Source organism: Streptomyces sp. NPDC111628, from assembly GCF_055635195.1.
In genome coordinates, this window is the sequence record NZ_JBVKBZ010000004.1 from 468,890 (window position 1) to 486,371 (window position 17,482).

General features: G+C 72.5%; 17 protein-coding genes. 6 read left to right on the top strand and 11 right to left on the bottom strand.

Features of this window, described 5'->3' with window-relative positions:
* Positions 1 to 107: 107 nt before the first annotated feature.
* From ACZ7MF_RS24100 to ACZ7MF_RS24130, 7 genes are all read right to left on the bottom strand, one after another.
* On the bottom strand, positions 108 to 1,079 hold the full coding sequence (locus ACZ7MF_RS24100) for an N-acetylglucosamine kinase (protein WP_471479642.1): 972 nt from the start codon (positions 1,077 to 1,079) through the stop codon (positions 108 to 110).
* Entirely contained in the window at positions 1,070 to 2,335 is a 1,266-nt protein-coding gene (locus tag ACZ7MF_RS24105) for a 6-phospho-beta-glucosidase (protein WP_471479645.1), read from the bottom strand. The genes ACZ7MF_RS24100 and ACZ7MF_RS24105 overlap by 10 nt, the downstream gene beginning before the upstream one ends.
* 7 nt (positions 2,336 to 2,342) lie before the next feature.
* Positions 2,343 to 3,236, bottom strand: coding sequence for a carbohydrate ABC transporter permease (locus ACZ7MF_RS24110; RefSeq protein WP_471480106.1), 894 nt, complete (start codon positions 3,234 to 3,236; stop codon positions 2,343 to 2,345).
* 11 nt (positions 3,237 to 3,247) lie between these two features.
* Complete coding sequence (locus ACZ7MF_RS24115; RefSeq protein ID WP_328560519.1) at positions 3,248 to 4,192, bottom strand: carbohydrate ABC transporter permease; 945 nt, start codon at positions 4,190 to 4,192, stop codon at positions 3,248 to 3,250.
* 6 nt (positions 4,193 to 4,198) lie between these two features.
* The gene (locus ACZ7MF_RS24120) at positions 4,199 to 5,536 is read right to left on the bottom strand and encodes an ABC transporter substrate-binding protein (RefSeq protein WP_471479648.1); all 1,338 of its coding nucleotides are present in this window, start codon (positions 5,534 to 5,536) and stop codon (positions 4,199 to 4,201) included.
* A gap of 106 nt (positions 5,537 to 5,642) precedes the next feature.
* Positions 5,643 to 6,860 (bottom strand): ROK family transcriptional regulator, encoded by a 1,218-nt coding sequence (locus tag ACZ7MF_RS24125; protein ID WP_471479650.1) that lies wholly within the window; start codon positions 6,858 to 6,860, stop codon positions 5,643 to 5,645.
* Between the two features lie 237 nt (positions 6,861 to 7,097).
* Positions 7,098 to 8,282 carry a mechanosensitive ion channel family protein gene (locus ACZ7MF_RS24130; RefSeq protein ID WP_471480108.1) on the bottom strand — a complete coding sequence of 395 codons (1,185 nt, stop codon included), beginning with the start codon at positions 8,280 to 8,282 and terminating at the stop codon, positions 7,098 to 7,100.
* Positions 8,283 to 8,537: 255 nt separating this feature from the next.
* Between ACZ7MF_RS24130 and ACZ7MF_RS24135 the strand changes: the two genes are divergently transcribed.
* Positions 8,538 to 9,074, top strand: coding sequence for an HNH endonuclease (locus ACZ7MF_RS24135; protein WP_356861173.1), 537 nt, complete (start codon positions 8,538 to 8,540; stop codon positions 9,072 to 9,074).
* Positions 9,075 to 9,105: 31 nt separating this feature from the next.
* On the opposite strand, the gene ACZ7MF_RS24140 is transcribed toward ACZ7MF_RS24135, so the two are convergent.
* From ACZ7MF_RS24140 to ACZ7MF_RS24150, 3 genes are all read right to left on the bottom strand, one after another.
* The gene (locus tag ACZ7MF_RS24140; RefSeq protein WP_471480110.1) at positions 9,106 to 9,663 is read right to left on the bottom strand and encodes a Uma2 family endonuclease; all 558 of its coding nucleotides are present in this window, start codon (positions 9,661 to 9,663) and stop codon (positions 9,106 to 9,108) included.
* Between the two features lie 84 nt (positions 9,664 to 9,747).
* The gene (locus ACZ7MF_RS24145; protein WP_471479652.1) at positions 9,748 to 10,413 is read right to left on the bottom strand and encodes a class I SAM-dependent methyltransferase; all 666 of its coding nucleotides are present in this window, start codon (positions 10,411 to 10,413) and stop codon (positions 9,748 to 9,750) included.
* A gap of 193 nt (positions 10,414 to 10,606) precedes the next feature.
* Positions 10,607 to 11,041, bottom strand: a complete 435-nt coding sequence (locus ACZ7MF_RS24150; protein WP_471479654.1) for an Rrf2 family transcriptional regulator — start codon at positions 11,039 to 11,041, stop codon at positions 10,607 to 10,609.
* Positions 11,042 to 11,168: 127 nt separating this feature from the next.
* Between ACZ7MF_RS24150 and ACZ7MF_RS24155 the strand changes: the two genes are divergently transcribed.
* From ACZ7MF_RS24155 to ACZ7MF_RS24170, 4 genes are all read left to right on the top strand, one after another.
* Positions 11,169 to 11,906: an SDR family NAD(P)-dependent oxidoreductase gene (locus tag ACZ7MF_RS24155; protein ID WP_471479656.1), complete on the top strand. Its 738-nt coding sequence runs from the start codon at positions 11,169 to 11,171 to the stop codon at positions 11,904 to 11,906.
* Positions 11,907 to 12,204: 298 nt separating this feature from the next.
* Positions 12,205 to 12,516, top strand: a complete 312-nt coding sequence (locus ACZ7MF_RS24160; RefSeq protein WP_471479658.1) for a hypothetical protein — start codon at positions 12,205 to 12,207, stop codon at positions 12,514 to 12,516.
* A gap of 9 nt (positions 12,517 to 12,525) precedes the next feature.
* Positions 12,526 to 14,661 carry a 4-alpha-glucanotransferase gene (gene malQ, locus ACZ7MF_RS24165; RefSeq protein WP_471479660.1) on the top strand — a complete coding sequence of 712 codons (2,136 nt, stop codon included), beginning with the start codon at positions 12,526 to 12,528 and terminating at the stop codon, positions 14,659 to 14,661.
* An 84-nt stretch (positions 14,662 to 14,745) separates the two neighbouring features.
* A complete protein-coding gene (locus tag ACZ7MF_RS24170) occupies positions 14,746 to 15,039 on the top strand; it encodes a hypothetical protein (protein ID WP_471479662.1) in 294 nt (97 codons plus the stop codon).
* Positions 15,040 to 15,151: 112 nt separating this feature from the next.
* On the opposite strand, the gene ACZ7MF_RS24175 is transcribed toward ACZ7MF_RS24170, so the two are convergent.
* On the bottom strand, positions 15,152 to 15,709 hold the full coding sequence (locus ACZ7MF_RS24175; protein ID WP_471479664.1) for a TetR/AcrR family transcriptional regulator: 558 nt from the start codon (positions 15,707 to 15,709) through the stop codon (positions 15,152 to 15,154).
* 202 nt (positions 15,710 to 15,911) lie between these two features.
* On the opposite strand from ACZ7MF_RS24175, the gene ACZ7MF_RS24180 reads away from it, so the two are divergent.
* Positions 15,912 to 17,441, top strand: a complete 1,530-nt coding sequence (locus tag ACZ7MF_RS24180) for an FAD-dependent monooxygenase (RefSeq protein WP_471479666.1) — start codon at positions 15,912 to 15,914, stop codon at positions 17,439 to 17,441.
* Positions 17,442 to 17,482 lie beyond the last annotated feature (41 nt).

Consider the following 17,482-nt stretch of genomic DNA (forward strand, 5'->3'; position numbering starts at 1 on the left):
CACCGACATTCGCACCGGCCTTCGTCCGATCTTGATGTGATCCCGGTGCAACGCACCACCCCTGCCCATGAATACGCCACGGGAACCGGTTCGGTTCCCGTGGCGGCTCAGGCGGTGAAGTGCTCCCGGGCCCGCTCCCGGGCCCCGGGCGCCGCGCCCACGTGGTCGAGCCCCAGCAGCACCGCGCCCAGCACCGGCGGGGCCGTCACCACGCGCGGCACCGCCTTGGGGGCGCGGGCCGCCAGCAGCTCCCGTATCCGCCCGTCGAGCTGCGGATGCCGGGCCGCCAGCACGCTGCCGCCCAGCAGCACAGGCGCCGGTTCGGCCAGCAGGTCGAGCCGGGTCAGCGCGACCGTGGCCATGGCCACCACCTCGTCGGCCTGCCGGTCCACGACCGACCGGGCGAGCGGGTCGCCGTCCGCCGCCGTGGCGAACAGCACGGGGGTCAGCTCGTGCCGCCGTACCGGCTCGACCCGCCGCAGGTGCAGGGCCTCGATGAGCGCGTACATCGAGTCGAGGCCGAAGTGCGCCGGCAGCGTGCGGGCCAGCTCGGTCGGCTCCCCCCGGCCGTCCTCCGCGCGCGCGGCGTGCCACAGCGCCTCCTCGGCCAGCCCCCAGCCGCCGCCCCAGTCCCCGGAGATGCGGCCGATGGCCGGGAAGCGGGCGGTGCGGCCGTCGGGGCGCATGCCGACGCAGTTCACGCCCGCCCCGCACACGACGGCGACGCCCAGCGGCTCGGCGACGCCCGCCCGCAGGACCGCGAACGTGTCGTTGCGGACCTCGACGCCCGCACCCCACGCGCGCGCGTGCAGCGCGGCGGCCAGCTGCTCCTCCTCCACGGGCAGGTCGGCGTTGGCCAGGCACGCCGACACGTGGTCGACGGAGGTGACCCCGGCCGCCGCGAAGGCCCGCGTCACCGCGTCCGCCAGGGCGTCGACGGCCCGCTCGACCCCCACGGCGGGCGGGCGGAAGGCCCCGCCGCGCGCCGTGGCGAGGACCTCGCCGTCGGCCGCCACCACGGCCACGTCGGTCTTGCTGTTGCCCGCGTCGACGGCGAGGACACTTGCGCTCAGGCCCACGCCAGGTGCTCCCGGTTGTGCGCGATCAGCCGGTCGGTGAGCTGCTCGGCGTACGCGTACTGGCCGACGAGGGGGTGGGCGAGCAGCGCCCGGAAGACCCGGTCCCGCCCGCCGCGCAGCGCCGCGTCCAGGGCCAGGTCCTCGTAGGCGGTCACGTGTGCCATCAGCCCCGCGTACAGCGGGTCCACGTCCGCCACCGGCAGCGGGGCGGCACCCTTGCCGCCCACCGCCGCCGGCACCTCGATCACCGCGTCGTCGGGCAGGAAGGGCAGCGTGCCCCGGTTGTAGGTGTTCACCACCTGGTACGGGGAGCCCGCGCCGCCGAGCAGGGCGGCGGCGAGGTCCACGGCGGCCTCGGAGTAGTAGGCGCCGCCGCGCTTGGCGAGCAGCGCGGGCTTCTCGTCCAGGGCCGGGTCGCCGTACATCTGAAGCAGTTGCCGTTCCATCTCCGCGACCTCGGCGGCCCGGGACGGCTTGGTGCGCAGCTCCTCGACGACCTCGTCGTGGGCGTAGTAGTAGCGCAGGTAGTAGGAGGGGACGACGCCCAGGCGGTCCAGGAGCGGCCGGGGCAGGCGCAGGTCGGCGGCGACCGCGTCCCCGTGCTCGGCGAGCAGGCGGGGCAGCACGTCCTCGCCCTCGGGCCCGCCGAGCCGTACGCCGGTCTCCCAGGTGAGGTGGTTGAGGCCCACGTGGTCCAGGTGGACGTCGGCGGGTGCCACCCCGAGCAGCGCGGCGAACTTGCGCTGCAACCCGATCGCCACGTTGCACAGCCCGACCGCCCGGTGCCCGGCCTGGAGCAGGGCGCGGGTGACGATGCCGACCGGGTTGGTGAAGTCGATGATCCAGGCGTCCGGGTTGGCCCGTCGCACCCGCTCGGCGATGTCCAGCACCACCGGCACCGTGCGCAGCGCCTTGGCGAGCCCGCCCGCGCCGGTCGTCTCCTGCCCGACGCAGCCGCACTCCAGCGGCCAGGTCTCGTCCTGCTGCCTGGCCGCCTGTCCGCCGACCCGCAGTTGGAGCAGTACGGCGTCGGCGCCGTCGACGGCCGCGTCCAGGTCGGAGGTGGTGACCACGCGGCCGCCGTGGCCCTGTTTGGCGAAGATGCGGCGGGCGAGGCCGCCCACCAGCTCCAGCCGGTCCGCGGCCGGATCGACGAGCACCAGCTCCTCCACCGGCAGCGTGTCCCGCAACCGGGCGAAGCCGTCGATCAGTTCGGGCGTGTAGGTCGAACCGCCGCCGACCACGGTGAGTTTCATGCAGACATCAACCCTTTACTCCGGTGAGCGTGACGCCCTCGACGAACGCCTTCTGCGCGAAGAAGAACACGAGGATCACGGGGGCCATGACCAGCACGGTCGCGGCCATGGTGAGGTTCCAGTCGGTGTGGTGGGCGCCCTTGAAGGACTCCAGGCCGTAGGAGAGCGTCCAGGCGCCGGGGTTCTCGGAGGCGTAGATCTGGGGGCCGAAGTAGTCGTTCCAGGCGTAGAAGAACTGGAAGAGGGCCACGGCCGCGATCCCGGGCTTGGCCATCGGCAGGACGACCTTCAGCAGGGTGCGCAGCTCCCCGCAGCCGTCGACCTTCGCCGCGTCCAGGTACTCGTCCGGGATGGTCAGCAGGAACTGCCGCAGCAGGAAGATGGAGAAGGCGTCGCCGAAGGCCATCGGGATGATCAGCGGCCACAGCGTGCCGGACAGGTCCAGTTGCTTCGCCCAGAACAGGTACATCGGGATGATGATCACCTGCGGGGGCAGCATCATCATCGAGATCACCAGCATCAGGGACAGGTGCCGCCCCCGGAAGCGGAACTTGGCCAGCGCGTACGCCACCGGGATCGACGACGCCACCGTCAGCACGGTGCCGAGGCCCGCGTACAGCAGCGTGTTCTTCCACCAGGTGAGGAAGCCCGGCGTGTCCAGGACGGTCCGGTAGTTGCCCCACTCCCAGGTGTGCGGCCACAGGTCCCGGGTGAGGGCCTGCTGGTCGCTCATCAGCGAGGTGAGGACCACGAAGACGAACGGCAGGGTGAAGAAGAGGGCGGCTGCCAGGCCCAGGGAGTGGACCGCGATCCAGTGCAGCAGGACGCGCCGGCGGGCGGTGCGCTCCTCGGTGGGCGGCGGGCTGCCGGCCGCGACGGGCCGGTCGAGTACCTGGGCCATCGGTACCTGGGTCATCGGTCACCTGCCTGGAGAAGTCCGCCCCGGCGGCGCATCAGCAGCGCCGTGAACGCCATGGCCAGCGCGAACAGCACGAGCGCGACCACGCACGCGGAGCCGTAGTCGAAGCGCTGGAAGCCGAGGTTGTAGACGAGCTGGGGGAGGGTGAGGGTCGACTTGTCGGGATAGCCCGGCTCGAAGGACTGCCCGGAGCCGCCGATGATCCCGGAGGCGACCTTCCCGGCGACCAGCGGCTGCGTGTAGTACTGCATGGTCTGGATCACGCCCGTGACCACGGCGAACAGCACGATCGGCGAGATGTTCGGCAGCGTCACGAACCGGAACCGCTGCCAGGCCGACGCCCCGTCCAGCTCGGCGGCCTCGTACTGCTCCTTCGGCACGTCGAGCAGCGCCGCCATGAAGATCACCATGAGGTCGCCCACACCCCACACGGCGAGCGCGGTCAGCGCCGGCTTGGACCAGGCGGAGTCCGTGAACCAGCCGGGCGCCGGTACTCCCAGCCCCTCCAGGACCGAGTTGACCGGTCCCGTACCGGGGTTGAGGAGGAAGACGAAGGCCAGCGTCGCGGCGACGGGCGGCGCGAGGTAGGGCAGGTAGAAGAGAGTCCGGAAGACCCCGGCGCCCGTCCTGATCTTCGTGATGAGCAGCCCGACCCCCAGGCCGAACACCACCCGGCAGGTGACCATCACCAGCACCAGCCAGAGGGTGTTGCGCAGGGCCGGCCAGAACAGCGGGTAGTCCTGGAAGACGTACGCCCAGTTCTCCAGGCCCCGGAACTCCGGGACGCCGAAGCCGTCGTACTTCATCAGCGAGAAGTACACGGTGGACACCAGGGGATAGGCGAAGAAGACGCCGAACCCGACGAGCCACGGCGACATGAAGGCCGCCGTCCGAAGCGCCGAGGAACGGCGCTTCGCGCGGAGCGTGTTGGTGGCCATGGACCGCTACTTCGCCTGCGCGATGTCGCGGTCGATCTGCGCGGCGGTCTTCTCCAGACCGGCCTCGAGGTCCTTCACCTTGCCCGACTCGTACTGGTAGCCGAAGTCCTGGAGTGTCAGCTGGTACGTGGCGCCGTTGACGGAGGCCGGCGGGGAGTTCGACTCGGGGTGCTGGGCGATGTCCAGGAAGGTCTTGAACGCCGGGTCGGTCTTCAGGTCGGGCGACTTGAGCGCCGGGAAGGTGGAGGGCACGTTGCGGATGGCGTTGGCGAAGGCGACGACGGCCCCGGTGTCGGTCGTCATGTACTTCACCAGCTCCCACGCGGCGTTCTGCTTCTTGCTCTGCGGGGCGATGCCCATGACGGTGCCGGAGAGGAAGCCCTTGCCGTACTCGGCCACCTCGTCGTCGGCGACGGGCATCGGCGCGGTGCCGATCTCGAAGTCGACCCCGGCGTCCTTCGCCATGCCGAGCCGCCACTCGCCGTCCAGCTGCATGGCCACCTGGCCGGTCTGGAAGGGGTGCTTGGCGCCCCACTCGTCGCCGAAGGTGTTGCGGTACTTCTCCAGCTTCTCGAAGCCGCCGAGGTCGTCGACGAGCTTCTTCTGGTAGCTGAACATCTCGGCGAACGCCGGGTCCTTGGCGACGCTGGACCTGCCGTCCTCGTCGAAGTAGGCGTGGTCCCACTGGGACATGTAGTGGTCGACGACGGTCTCGTAGCCGTGGTAGTTCGGCATGAAGCCGAGCTGCTGGTACCCGTCGCCCTTGGTCTTCGTCAGCTTCTTCGCCACCTGGGCGAACTCGGACCAGGTCTTCGGCGGGGCCTTGATCCCGGCCGCCTCGAAGGCGTCCTTGTTGTAGTAGAGGCCGTAGGCGTCGCCGAGCAGCGGCAGGGCGCAGCGCGTCCCGTCGAACTGGGTGTACTCCAGCATCGGCTTCGGGATGAGCGCGTCCAGGTCGAGCTTCGACTTCTCGACGAACGGCTTCAGGTCGAGGAAGGCGCCCGAGGAACAGAACTTGCCGATGTTGGAGGTGGTGAACGAGGACACCACGTCGGGTCCGCTCGAACCGCCCGCGCGCAGCGCCTGGTTGAGCTTGTCGTCGTTGATGTTGCCGACGACCTTCACCTTGATGTTGGGGTGCGCCTTCTCGAAGCGGTCCACGTTCGCCTGTACGGCCTTCACCTCGGCGGGCGCGCTCCAGCCGTGCCAGAAGGTGATGGTCGTCTCGGCGTTCGGGTCGTCGGAGGCGCCGGAGTCGGACTGGCCGGTACAGGCGGTGGCGAGCAGGGCGAGGGAGGCGGAGGCGGCGACCGCGAGGGCCGCTTTCCTGGATATTCCGGGCATGGCGAAGCTCCCAGGGGCAGGGTGGGGACAGGTGGGTGGGGCGAGTGGGTGAGTGGGTGAGGCGAGTGGGGCGATGCGGGGTGGGGCGAGTCGGGTGGCGCGGGGGTCAGCGCGAGGTGTCGAAGACCTCGTCGCGGGTGGTCGCGAGCGCGCTCTCCAGCGCGCCGCGCAGGACGGGGTGCCCGGTCACGTCACCGACGGCGAGCCGGGGCCGGGAGGCGGCCAACTCCTCCAGCTCGTCCCGGACCAGGTCGCGCAGCGCCTCGCCGCCCGCGGTGAGGGAGGTGCCGCTCAGGACCACCAGCTCGGGGTCCAGCACCGAGACGAGGGAGGCGAGGCCGGTGGCCAGGCGGGTGGCGTAGGTCTGGAGCAGCCGGCGGTGCGGGTCGGCGTCGGAGCCGGCCTGTGCCGCGCGGGCGACGAGGGCGGCGGCGACCTCGGTGTACGGCCCCGAGGGCACGTCGGCGACGCCCAGCTCCCGGGCCAGTCCCGGCAGCGCCTGTGAGCCGGCCAGCTCCTGGAAGCCGCCGCTGCCGGTGCGGCTGACCTTGCGGACCAGCGGGGCGCCCGGCACCGGCAGGAACCCGACCTCCCCGGCGCCGCCGGTCCAGCCGCGGTGCAGCCGCCCGCCGAGCACCAGGGCGGCGCCCAGGCCCTCCTGGTTCCACAGCAGGACGAAGTCCTCGTGCCCCCGGGCCGCTCCGAGGCGCTGCTCGGCCACGGCGGCGAGGTTCACGTCGTTCTCGTACTCCACCGGCATCGGCAGCGCGGCGGCGAGTTCGTCCAGCAGGGTGGGGGAGTGCCAGCCGGGCAGGTGGGAGGCGTAGCGCAGCCGTCCGGTGCCCGGGTCGAAGGCGCCCGGCGTGCCGATGACGAGACGGTGGACGTCGGCGCGGGCGAGCCCGGCGGCCTTCACCGCGCCGTCGAGGGCGTCGGTGACCTGCTGGACGACGGGGGTGGCGGCGCGTCGGCCCGGGGTGGGCAGCTCGAACCGGCCGACCGTGCGGCCGGTGACGTCGGCGACCGCGGCGAGGACGCGGCCCGGGGTGACGTCGATCCCGGCGGCGTACGCGGCGGCCGGGTTCACCTTGTAGAGCTGGGCGCCGGGCCCCGGACGCCCCTCGGTCGTGCCCCCCGCCAGGACCAGCCCCGCCGCCTCCAGCCGGGCCAGCAACTGGGAGGCGGTCGGCTTCGACAGACCGGTCAGCTTGCCGATCCGGGTCCGGGACAGCGGCCCGTGCTCCAGCAGGAGGTCGAGTGCGGCCCGGTCGTTCATGGCGCGCAGGACGCGCGGGGTGCCCGGCGTACCGGCGGTTCCTGCCATGCGTGTCCACACCTGCCTCTCGACCGCTCAGCTTTTCAGGGGGCGGTGGGGGAAGTCCACCGCACCGATCACGGGAAACGTTCCGGCGGAACGCCTGAAGAGCGTCTGTTAGGAAAGTTTCCTGTTGGCTGGAGAACGTAGGCCCGCCCGCAAGGAGCCGTCAAGAGACCGCCCCCGAGGCAACGCAGTCGTTACCTCGGGGGCGGGAAGCGCACGGTGGGGGAGTTGCTTGCCCGGCTACTTGCTGGTGCTGGGCGGCGGAATGGGGGACGCCGCCACGGACTGCGGCGACACGGTGCTCGCGTACGCCGACGGCGCGGCGACGCCCGCCGTCGGGTCGGCGGCGGCCGGGGCGCCCTCCAGCGGGACCGTGGCACCGCCGACGATCGCGATGCCGGCCGCGTCGAAGGCCCGCTTGATCCGCCAGCGCAGCTCACGCTCGACGGTGAGGGACTTGCCGGGCATGGTCTTCGCGGAGACCCGCACCACCATCGAGTCGAGCAGTACGGAGTCCAGTCCGAGGGTCTCGATCGGCCCCCAGAGCATCTCGTTCCAGGGCTCTTCCTTGCTCATCCGCTCGCCGACCGCGGAGAGGGTCTCCTTCACCTTGTCCAGGTCCTCGTCGGAGCGGACGGTCACGTCGACCCCGGCCGTGGACCAGCCCTGGGAGAGGTTGCCGATGCGCTTGACCTCGCCGTTGCGGACGTACCAGATCTCGCCGTCGACGCCGCGCAGCTTGGTCACCCGCAGCCCGACCTCGATGACCTCGCCGGAGGCCACGCCCGCGTCGATGCTGTCGCCGACGCCGTACTGGTCCTCCAGGATCATGAAGACGCCGGACAGGAAGTCGGTGACCAGGTTGCGGGCGCCGAAACCGATCGCGACACCGGCGACACCGGCGGAGGCCAGCAGCGGGGCCAGGTTGATCTGGAAGGTGCCGAGCACCATCAGCGCCGCGGTGCCGAGGATGAGGAAGCTGGCCACCGAGCGCAGCACGGAGCCGATCGCCTCGGAGCGCTGGCGGCGCCGCTCGGCGTTGACCAGCAGCCCGCTCAGCGCGGTGCCGCCGGACGCCCCGCTCCTGCGGTTCATCCGCTCTATCAGCTTGGTGATCGCCCGCCGCACCACGGCGCGCAGCACGACCGCGATCACCACGATCAGCAGCACCCGCAGCCCGATCGCGAGCCACGTCGACCAGTTCTCCTCGACCCAGCCCGCGGCGTTCGTCGCGCTCTCGTGGGCCTCCTTCAGCGAGGGCACGGCCGGGGCCGTCGGAGACGGCGACGGCGAGGGCGACGACGCAGACGACGCAGACGACGAACCGGCGGCCAGCAGGGGCAGGACGGCGGCGGACAGGGACACGGCGGAAACCTCCAGATGCGGCGGCCCGTCCTGCGCGGTCCGGTCCGAGGTCCGGTCCAAGGTCACGGAAAGGTCACCGGACGGGCAGATGCACCACACTAACGGGGCACCGGACCCGGTTCGGCCCGAAACCGGCGGGGGAGACACTGCTCACCCACGCCCGGACCGGTCACGCCCGGTACACGGGCCCCGTGTGGTCGAAAACACTCCCAGCCCGTTACCGGGACATGGTGGCGCTACGACCAGGCATGAGGGGAGACTGAACCAGATCGTCCCGGCGCGAGCCACGCGCCGCCGACGCCCAAGGAGGCACCCGTGCCGCATGTCCTGGTCCTCAACGCGTCGTACGAGCCACTCGGCGTCGTACCGCTCCGCCGCGCGCTCGTCCTCGTCCTGGAGAACAAGGCCGTGTGCCTCGAGGAGTCCGGCGCCTATCTGCACAGCGCGACCGTCACCGTGCCCGCACCCAGCGTGGTCCGGCTCAAGCGGTTCGTGCGGGTGCCCTACCGGGGCCCCGTCCCGCTCACCCGCCGTGCCCTGTTCGCCCGCGACGGAGGCCGCTGCATGTACTGCGGTGCCGTCGCCACCAGCGTCGACCACGTCATCCCGCGCAGCCGCGGGGGCCTGCACGCGTGGGAGAACGTGGTGGCGTCCTGCCGCCGCTGCAACCACGTCAAGGCCGACCGCCACCTGGTCGAGCTGGGCTGGCGCCTGCGCCACAAACCGGCCCCGCCCACCGGCCTGGCCTGGCGCATCATCGGCACCGGCCATCGGGACCCGCGCTGGTTGCCGTACTTGCAGCCGTACGGCGCGGAGGACGCCATGGCCCGGATCGACGGCATTTCCGCCTGACGTCCGGGCCTCCGCTTGCTCCGGCTCCGGCTCAGCGCACCCAGTTCTTCAGCGGCTCGGTGTCCAGTGCGATCCCGACCGGCTCGGGCAGCGCGACCTCCTTGCCGAAGGGCAGCGTCTGCACGGTCTCGTACCGTCCCCCGTCGGGGCGGCTGTGCACCTTGACCTCGCAGGTGTCCCGGTCGATCAGCAGGTACACCGGGATGTCCGTCCCGGCGTAGGCGCGGGGCTTGTCGACACGGTCGCGCCGGTCGGTGTCCGAGTCGTACGAAGTGACCTCCACGACCATGAGGACGGGGGCGGGGTCGGCCCACTCGCCCTGGCCGACGAAGGCCTCCGCCGGTGCGAGGGAGCCGTCCGGCCGGGCACGGCCGCGCCGGTACGCCTCGACGACCAGTCCCTGTGTCGGATCCAGCCACAGGTCGGGTCGGTGCTGCATGCAGATTCGCGTCAGCCATTGGATGACGCGTCCGTGGTCGCCGTCGGGCAGGGCCTTCCCCCCAAGATGTCCGTTGATGAACTCGAGCCGCGCGCCTTCTATGCTCCGGTCGGCATGGCGGGCGAGTTCCTCGAACTCGGTAACGAGCATCTGCGGCCTGTCGGCGGTCACGGTTACTAGGCTCCTCCGGATCTGCGGGGGTCCACACCCTCAGCGTAGGGGAGATCCGGCCGGTCAGGGGCTGCGCCAGGTGAGGGAGTAGCGCCAGAAGAGACGCCGCCGCAGCCGGGCTTCGGGCAGAACCGCGCGTGCCGCTTCGACGATGCCGGAGAACGCCATGTCGGCCGGCCGGGTCCGGGCGGTCATCGAGGCCGGGCGGGGTGTGGCCCGGCCCCTGTTCTTGAGCCACCCGAGGGCGGCGTTCGGGAGGACGGCGGCCGCGCCGAGCAGGTGGTCCGTGGCGGTCCGCGGCCGGTAGAGGCCGACGACGACCAGGGTGCCGCCGGGAGCGAGGCGGCTGCGGAAGGTGTCCAGGGCCTCGGTGAACGGCAGGTGGTGGAGGGTGGCGACGCAGGTGATGACGTCGTGGGGTCCGGCGGGGAGGTCCGTCAGGGCGTCGGCGACGACGAAGGAGGCCGCCGTCGGCTCGGGAGTCAGCGCGCGTGCCTGTGCGGTGATCGCCGGATCTGAATCGACGCCGTGCACCTCGTCGGCCCGGGTGGCGAGCAGACGGGCCAGGTCACCGGTGCCGGAACCGACGTCCAGCGCGCTGCCGAACCGGCGAGGGAGCTGCCGCAGGATCCAGCGGTGGTAGTGGGCGTTGTGGTCCCAGGGGTGAGCGGCGTTGAATCGGTCGAACGCCTGAACGAGGCGGTGCGGGGGCAAGCCGGCCAACGTCATGCTGTCCTCCGACGGCGAGGTGCTCCTGGTGCAGCAGGATGCTCGAACCCGGGGAATGATTCCTGCACGGCCTCGGAACAGGAGCGGGCGCCGACCGCACGCCAGCCCCGCCGGGCACCCTTTCTGCCTTCGCGCAGCCTGAGAGCGCACAGCCGCTGTCGCCGCGCGTGCCAAGCCCGGGCGTGACGGGAGGTTAGCGAGGTGTCGCGAGTACGTTCCGGAGTACGTCTTCGAGCGTGACGCGGGCCAGCTCGCGCCTCACGGTCTCCTCGATGCCCTCGTAGACGTCCTGCATCGCCGGCTGGATGCCGTGACCCACCACGCATCCCTGGTCCGGGGTGGTGCGGTGCATCGCGAACAGCGGGCCGGGTTCCACTGCCTCGTACACGTCGAGCAGGGTCATCGACCCCAGCTCGCGCGCCAGCGACCAGCCCGCGCCCACACCCCGTCGGGACTCCACGAGCCCGGACCTGCGCAGCTCACCCAGCAGCCGCCTGATCACCACGGGGTTGGTGTTCGCGCTGGACGCGATCTGCTCGGAGGTGGCGACCTCATGGCCCTGGCGCTGGTAGAGGCCGATCCAGGCCAGCGCGTGGGCGGCGATGGTCAGCCTGCTGTTGGCGCTCATGAGTCCCTCCTACCGGCCGCAACGCTTTATGTTACGACAGCGCAGTCGTAACAGTGAAGGTTGCGACAGGCTGTCGTAACCATTAGTGTTTCGACTATCTGAAAGGTCGATCAACGAGGTGGGACGAATGGGCAAGTCACTCACGGGCAAGATCGCCGTGGTCACCGGGGGCAGCACCGGCATCGGATTCGCGACCGCACGCGCGTTCCGCGACGAGGGCGCCAGGGTTTTCGTCACCGGTCGCCGCAAGGACGCGCTCGACGCCGCGACCGCCGAGCTCGGACCTGCCGTAACCGGCGTGGTCTGTGATGTTTCCGTGCCCGCGGACCTCGACGCGTTCTACAGCACCGTGCGCGACCGGGCCGGCCGCATCGACGTGCTGGTCGCCAATGCGGGCATCGGCGTCGCGGCTCCGTTCGGGGAGGTGACGGAGGAGCTGATCGACTCGGTGTTCGCCGTCAACGTCAAGGGAACGATCTTCACCCTGCAGCAAGCGCTGCCGCTGCTCAGTCCCAACGCTTCGGTGATCCTCACGGGTTCGACCGCCTCGACACGGCCCACCCAGGGACTCGAGGTCTACGGGGCATCGAAGGCCGCCGTCCGCAACCTCGCCCGTGGCTGGGCCCACAGCTCGCGCACGCACGGCTTCCGGGTCAACGTCGTGTCCCCGGGCGGGACGCGAACCCCTGGTCTGCTGGAGCTGGTCCCGCCCGGGGCTCTCCAGCAGGCCGAGGGCGAGGTCCCTCTCGGCCGGCTCGCCGAACCCGAGGAGATCGCCGCCCTGACGACGTTCCTCGCCTCGGACGCGTCGAGTTACGTCAACGGTGCCGAGTTCTTCGCCGACGGCGGTTACGCGCAGGTGTGACACTCGCGCCGTCGCGTGCCTGTGCCGCGGCGGCGTGTTGAAGAGGGGCGCGCATGTGCGACCGGTTTGGGTGATCCGTGCGCGGGTTAGGTGATTTTTTGGCCGGGTCCGGGTGTATTCGACAGGGGGTGAATGTGACCAGGGCCACGTTGGCGGTATTGGGGCGTCTGTCCTCGTGCGGACTGGGTAGGGGCTGGCGTAACTCGCCACAAGCGAGCTCGACACACCGCCCGACCCGGAGCCCGATGACGGGCCTGTTCCACCGTCCGACCCAGAGCCTGATCCAAAGGAGACCCCCGTGGCTGCACTGGCGCCCCTTCTGCTGCCGGCCCCTTCCAAACCCGTGGCGGAGCCGTCCACCCCCTGGGCGGAGCCCTCCGCCGCCTCCGAGACCCCGCACTACTGCGTATTCGGCGCCACCGGCAGCTGCGCCGAGGCCCCGCTGACCAGCGAACCCCCGCTGCCCGACGCCGAGCCCCTCACCAGCGAGTCGCCGTTCGCCGACGCCGTACCGCTGACCAGCGAGTCCTCGCCCGAGCTCACGGCCGACGTGCCGGAGCAGGGTGGCCCCTCCTTCGCCGTCCCCGTCCCGGAACCCACGAGGCCGTAGAGGAAGCAGATGCCCGCAGCCCAGCCGGCCGAGCCCCCCGCCGAGGACCTTCCCGAGGATCTGACCAGGCTCGCCGCCCTGCACGGCGTCGCCACCTCCTACCGCCCCTCCCCGGACCGCACCGTCCCGGCCACGGCCACCGCCGTCACCCTCGCGCTGGCCGCCCTCGGCGCGGACACGCGCACCCCCGGGACCGTACGGGCCTCGCTCGCCGCCCGCGAGACCGAGCTGCGCGAACGGCTGCTGCCGCCCACCGTCGTCCGCTGGGACGGCGGCGGCACCCCGGCCGCGCTGGCCGCCCTGCCCGCGGGCACCCGGCTGCGCGTCGAGACCGAGCAGGGCGAGCGCCACGACGTCGTCGAGCGGCTTCCGCCAGGTGTGCACCGGCTGACCGCCACCGCGCCCGACGGGCGCACCGCCGAGGCGCACCTGATCGTCGCGCCCGCCCGGCTGCCCACCCCCGCCGCCCGCACCCACGGGCTCCTCGTCCAGCTCTACTCCCTGCTCTCCCGCCGCTCCTGGGGCATGGGCGACCTCGGCGACCTCGGTGAACTCGCCGCCTGGGCCGGACGCTCCCTCGGCGCCGGATTCGTGCAGGTCAATCCCTTGCACGCGGCCGTGCCGGGCGCCCCCACCGACCCCTCCCCGTACCGTCCGTCCTCGCGCCGCTTCCCCGACCCGGTGCACCTGCGGATCGAGGACGTGCCCGAGTTCGCGTACGTCACCGATCCCGAGCGGGCCCGGGCCCTGCGGGAACGGGCCGGGCGGCTGCGCGAGGGTGTGCTGGAGAAGGACGCCCTCATCGACCGGGACGCCGTGTGGGAGCTGAAGCGCGACGCCCTGGAGATGCTTCACGAAGTCCCGCTCGGACCCGGCCGCCGCGCCGCCTACTGCGACTACCTCGCCGCACAGGGCACCGCCCTGGAGGACCACGCCACCTGGTGCGCGCTCGCCGAGGTCCACGGCTCCGACTGGCAGCGCTGGCCCGAGGGCCTGCGCGACCCCCGCTCGGCCGCGACCGACCGCGCCCGCGGCGAGCTGATGGACCGCGTCGACTTCCACTCCCGGCTCACCTGGCTCACCGACACCCAGCTCACCGCCGCCCAGCACACCGCCCGCGAGGCGGGCATGCCGGTCGGGATCGTCCACGACCTCGCCGTCGGCGTGCACCCGCGCGGCGCCGACTCCTGGGCCCAGCAGGAGTACTTCGCCGCCGGGATGTCGGTGGGAGCGCCGCCGGACGCCTTCAACTCCCGCGGCCAGGACTGGGGTCTGCCGCCCTGGCGCCCGGACCGTCTGGCCGAGTCCGGGTACGCGCCCTTCCGGGAGCTGCTGCGCGGCCTGTTCCGGTACGCCGGGGCGCTGCGCGTCGACCACGTCATGGGCCTGTTCCGGCTCTGGTGGGTGCCCGAGGGCCGGCCGCCCACCGAGGGCACCTACGTCCACTACGACGCCGAGGCCATGCTCGCCGTCCTCGTCCTGGAGGCCCACCGGGCCGGTGCCGTCGTCATCGGCGAGGACCTGGGCACCGTGGAGCCCGGGGTGCGCGAGGCGCTGCGCGAGCGCGGGGTGCTGGGCACCTCGGTGCTGTGGTTCGAACGGGACTGGACCGGCGACGGCCGCCCCCTGCCGCCCGAGCGGTGGCGCGCCGACTGCCTGGCCACCGCCACCACGCACGACCTGCCGTCCACCGCGGCCCGCCTCACCGGCGAACACGTCGAACTCCGCGACCGCCTGGGCCTGCTCACCCGGCCCCTGGAGGAGGAACGCGCCGAGGCCGCCGCCGACACCGCGGAGTGGCTCGACGTCCTGGCCCGGCTCGGACTGCTGCGCGGCACGGGCGGCGACACCGGAACGCCCGCCGAGGAGGCGGAGATCCAGGCCGTGCACCGCTTCCTGCTGCGCACCCCCGCCCGCATGGTCGGTGTCTGGCTCCCGGACGCCGTCGGCGACCGCCGCCCGCAGAACCTGCCCGGAACCTCGGACCAGTACCCGAACTGGCGGCTGCCCGTCGCCGACGCCGAGGGCCGCCCGGTGACGCTGGAGGACCTGGCCGCCTCGCCCCGGCTGCACGCCCTGATCGACGTCGTACGCGATGCCGTACGCGCCGCCGTACGGGAACGCGGCGGCGACCGGGACGGCTGAGCGGGACGGCCGCGCCGGACGCCCGGGGCCCCGTACGGGCACCCCGGGCGCGCGGCCGCCCGGACCGTTCGCTAACTTGGCACCGTGGACAAGAAGAACGCCCTGCGCGCCGGCGCCCTGGCAGCCGGTACGACGCTGATGATGCTGCTCATGTCGTCCCCCGCGCTCGCGCTGACGCGCGACGACGGCGACGACCCCGGCACCGGCCTGAGCGTCGTCGAGACGCTGGGCCTCTACGTCCTGGCCCCGCTCGCGCTGTTCGCGATCATCGCGGGCCTGGTCATGGTCCTGGACCGGTCCCACCCGGACCACCGGGTGTCCGTTCCCGGTGCGAAGTCCAAGGCCAAGGCCAAGGGCAAGGTCGCCGCGAAGGCCTGACCTCCCGCACCCGCTTCACCGAGGGCGCCGCCCCCGCCGCACGTACGCGCATCAGCCGTACGCCGACGGGGGCGGCGCCCTTCGGCGTTTGACCGCGGCGGGCCGGCGGCGGTCAGGGGCTCGGCGCGGTCAGGTAGCGCTGGAGCGTGGGCGCCAGCCAGGCCACGACCTCCTCGCGGTGGAGCGCCACGGCCGGCGGGATGCGCAGTACGTACCGGGTGAGCGCCATGCCGAGCACCTGCGTCGCGACGAGCGCGGCCCGCGCGGGGGCCTGCTCGGGGTCGGGGCACACGCGTCGGGCGACCGGCAGGAACTGGTCGCGGAAGATGCCCTGCATGCGCTCGGCCCCGGCCTGGTTGGTGACCCCGACCCGGAGCAACGCCGTGAGCACCTCGTCCTCCTCCCACCTGGCGAGGAAGTGGGTCACCAGGACCCGCCCGACCTCCTCGCGCGGGCGCTCGGCCAGATCGGGCAGCGCGAGGTCGACCGTCACGGCCGCCGCGAACAGGCCCTCCTTGTTGCCGTAGTAGCGCATGACCATCGACGGATCGATGCTCGCGTCGCGGGCGATCGCACGGATGGTGGCGCGCTCGTACCCGTCGGCGGCGAAGCGCTCGCGCGCCGCGTCGAGGATCGCGGCGCGGGTGCTCTCGGAGCGTCTGGAAGACATGCCCACAAGCGTAGGCCAACATGCGTTGGCCAACAAGTGTTGACTACCGGCGCGGGGCGGTTCTACGGTGACAACGAGCGTTGGCAAACGGTTGTAGGCAAACAGGTGTAGGCAAACACAGGTAGGCAAACAGTTGCAGGCCAACAGGTTGTTGGTGAACGGCTGTTGGCGAACGAGCGTTGGCATCGCAAGGAGGCCCCCGATGAACGGCACCCAGCACGCGAATCCCCGCCCCCGGCCCCACCCCCGCCCCGGCTCCGTGATCGTCGTCGGCTCGGGCCCCACCGGTCTGCTCCTGGCCGGTGACCTTGCCGCCGCCGGCATCCCCGTCACTCTCGTGGAGAAGCGCCCGCGCCGGATCAGCAATCTCTCCCGCGCTTTCGTCCTGCACGCCCGCACCCTCGAACAGCTCGACGCCCGCGCCCTCGCGGACGACCTGGAGGCCGTCGGCCGGCCCCTGGACCGCCTGCGCCTCTTCGGCCGCCTCTCCGTCGACCTCGCCGACCTGCCCTCCCGCTTCCGCCACCTCCTGGTCCTCCCGCAGTACGAGGTCGAGAAGGTGCTGGAGCGGCGTGCGGTGGCGGCCGGCGTGGAGTTCCGCCACGAGACCGAGACGACCGGGGTGCGCCAGGACCCGGCGCAGGACACCGTGACCGTCGAGGTCCGCGGCCCGGGCGGGGAGACTCAGACGCTGCGGGCGGCCTACGTCGTGGGCGCCGACGGCATGCACAGCAGCGTGCGCGAGGCGGTCGGCCTGCCGTTCCCCGGGCGGTCGGCCATCCGTTCCGTCGTCCTCGCCGACGTGCGCCTCGCCGAGCAGCCGGAGACGCTGCTGAGCGTCAACGCGGTCGGGGACGCCTTCGCGTTCCTCGCGCCGTTCGGCGACGGGTACCACCGCGTGATCGGCTGGCACCGCGGCCGGAACGTCCCCGACAGCGAGCCCCTCCACCTCGACGAGGTCAAGGAGATCACCCGCCTCGCCCTGGGCCGGGACTTCGGGATGCACGACGCCCGCTGGCTGTCCCGCTTCCACAGCGACGAACGGCAGGTGCCCGCCTACCGCGTGGGCCGCGTCTTCCTCGCCGGCGACGCCGCGCACGTGCACACCCCGGCCGGCGGCCAGGGCATGAACACCGGCCTCCAGGACGCGGCCAACCTGAGCTGGAAGCTGGCGGCAGTCCTGCACGGGCACGCCGGGCCCGCACTGCTCGACACCTACCAGTCCGAACGCCACCCCGTGGGCAGAGCGGTCCTGCGCAGCAGCGGCGGCATCGTTCGCCTCGCCATGGCCAAGCACCCCTGGACGCTGGCACTGCGGGCGGCCCTCACCACCGTCCTCGACCACGTGGGCCCGGTCCGCCGCCGGGCGATCGGTCACATCACCGGCGTCGGGTTCCGCTACCCGGCCCCTCGCGGGTCCCACCGGCTGACCGGAACCCGCGTGCCCGACGTGGCCCTCGCGGGCGGCGGGCGACTGTACGAGGCGCTGCGCGGCGGACGCTTCGTGCTGATCACCCCGCACGCCCCGTACCCGGTCCCGAACCCGGACGCCAACCCGGATGCGACGCCGTACGGTGCCGCGTCCGGCGGCGAGGACCGGCTGGCCGTGGCGCACTGGGCGAGCGGGCGTCGTACGACCGTGCTGGTGCGGCCCGACGGGTACGTCGCCTGGGCGGCCGAAGGCGCCGACCCGGCCCGGATCGCGGCGGCGCTCGACGCGCACGTGGGCTGAGACGGGCCGCCGCGGGACCGTTCACCCTCCCCTCGCCCACC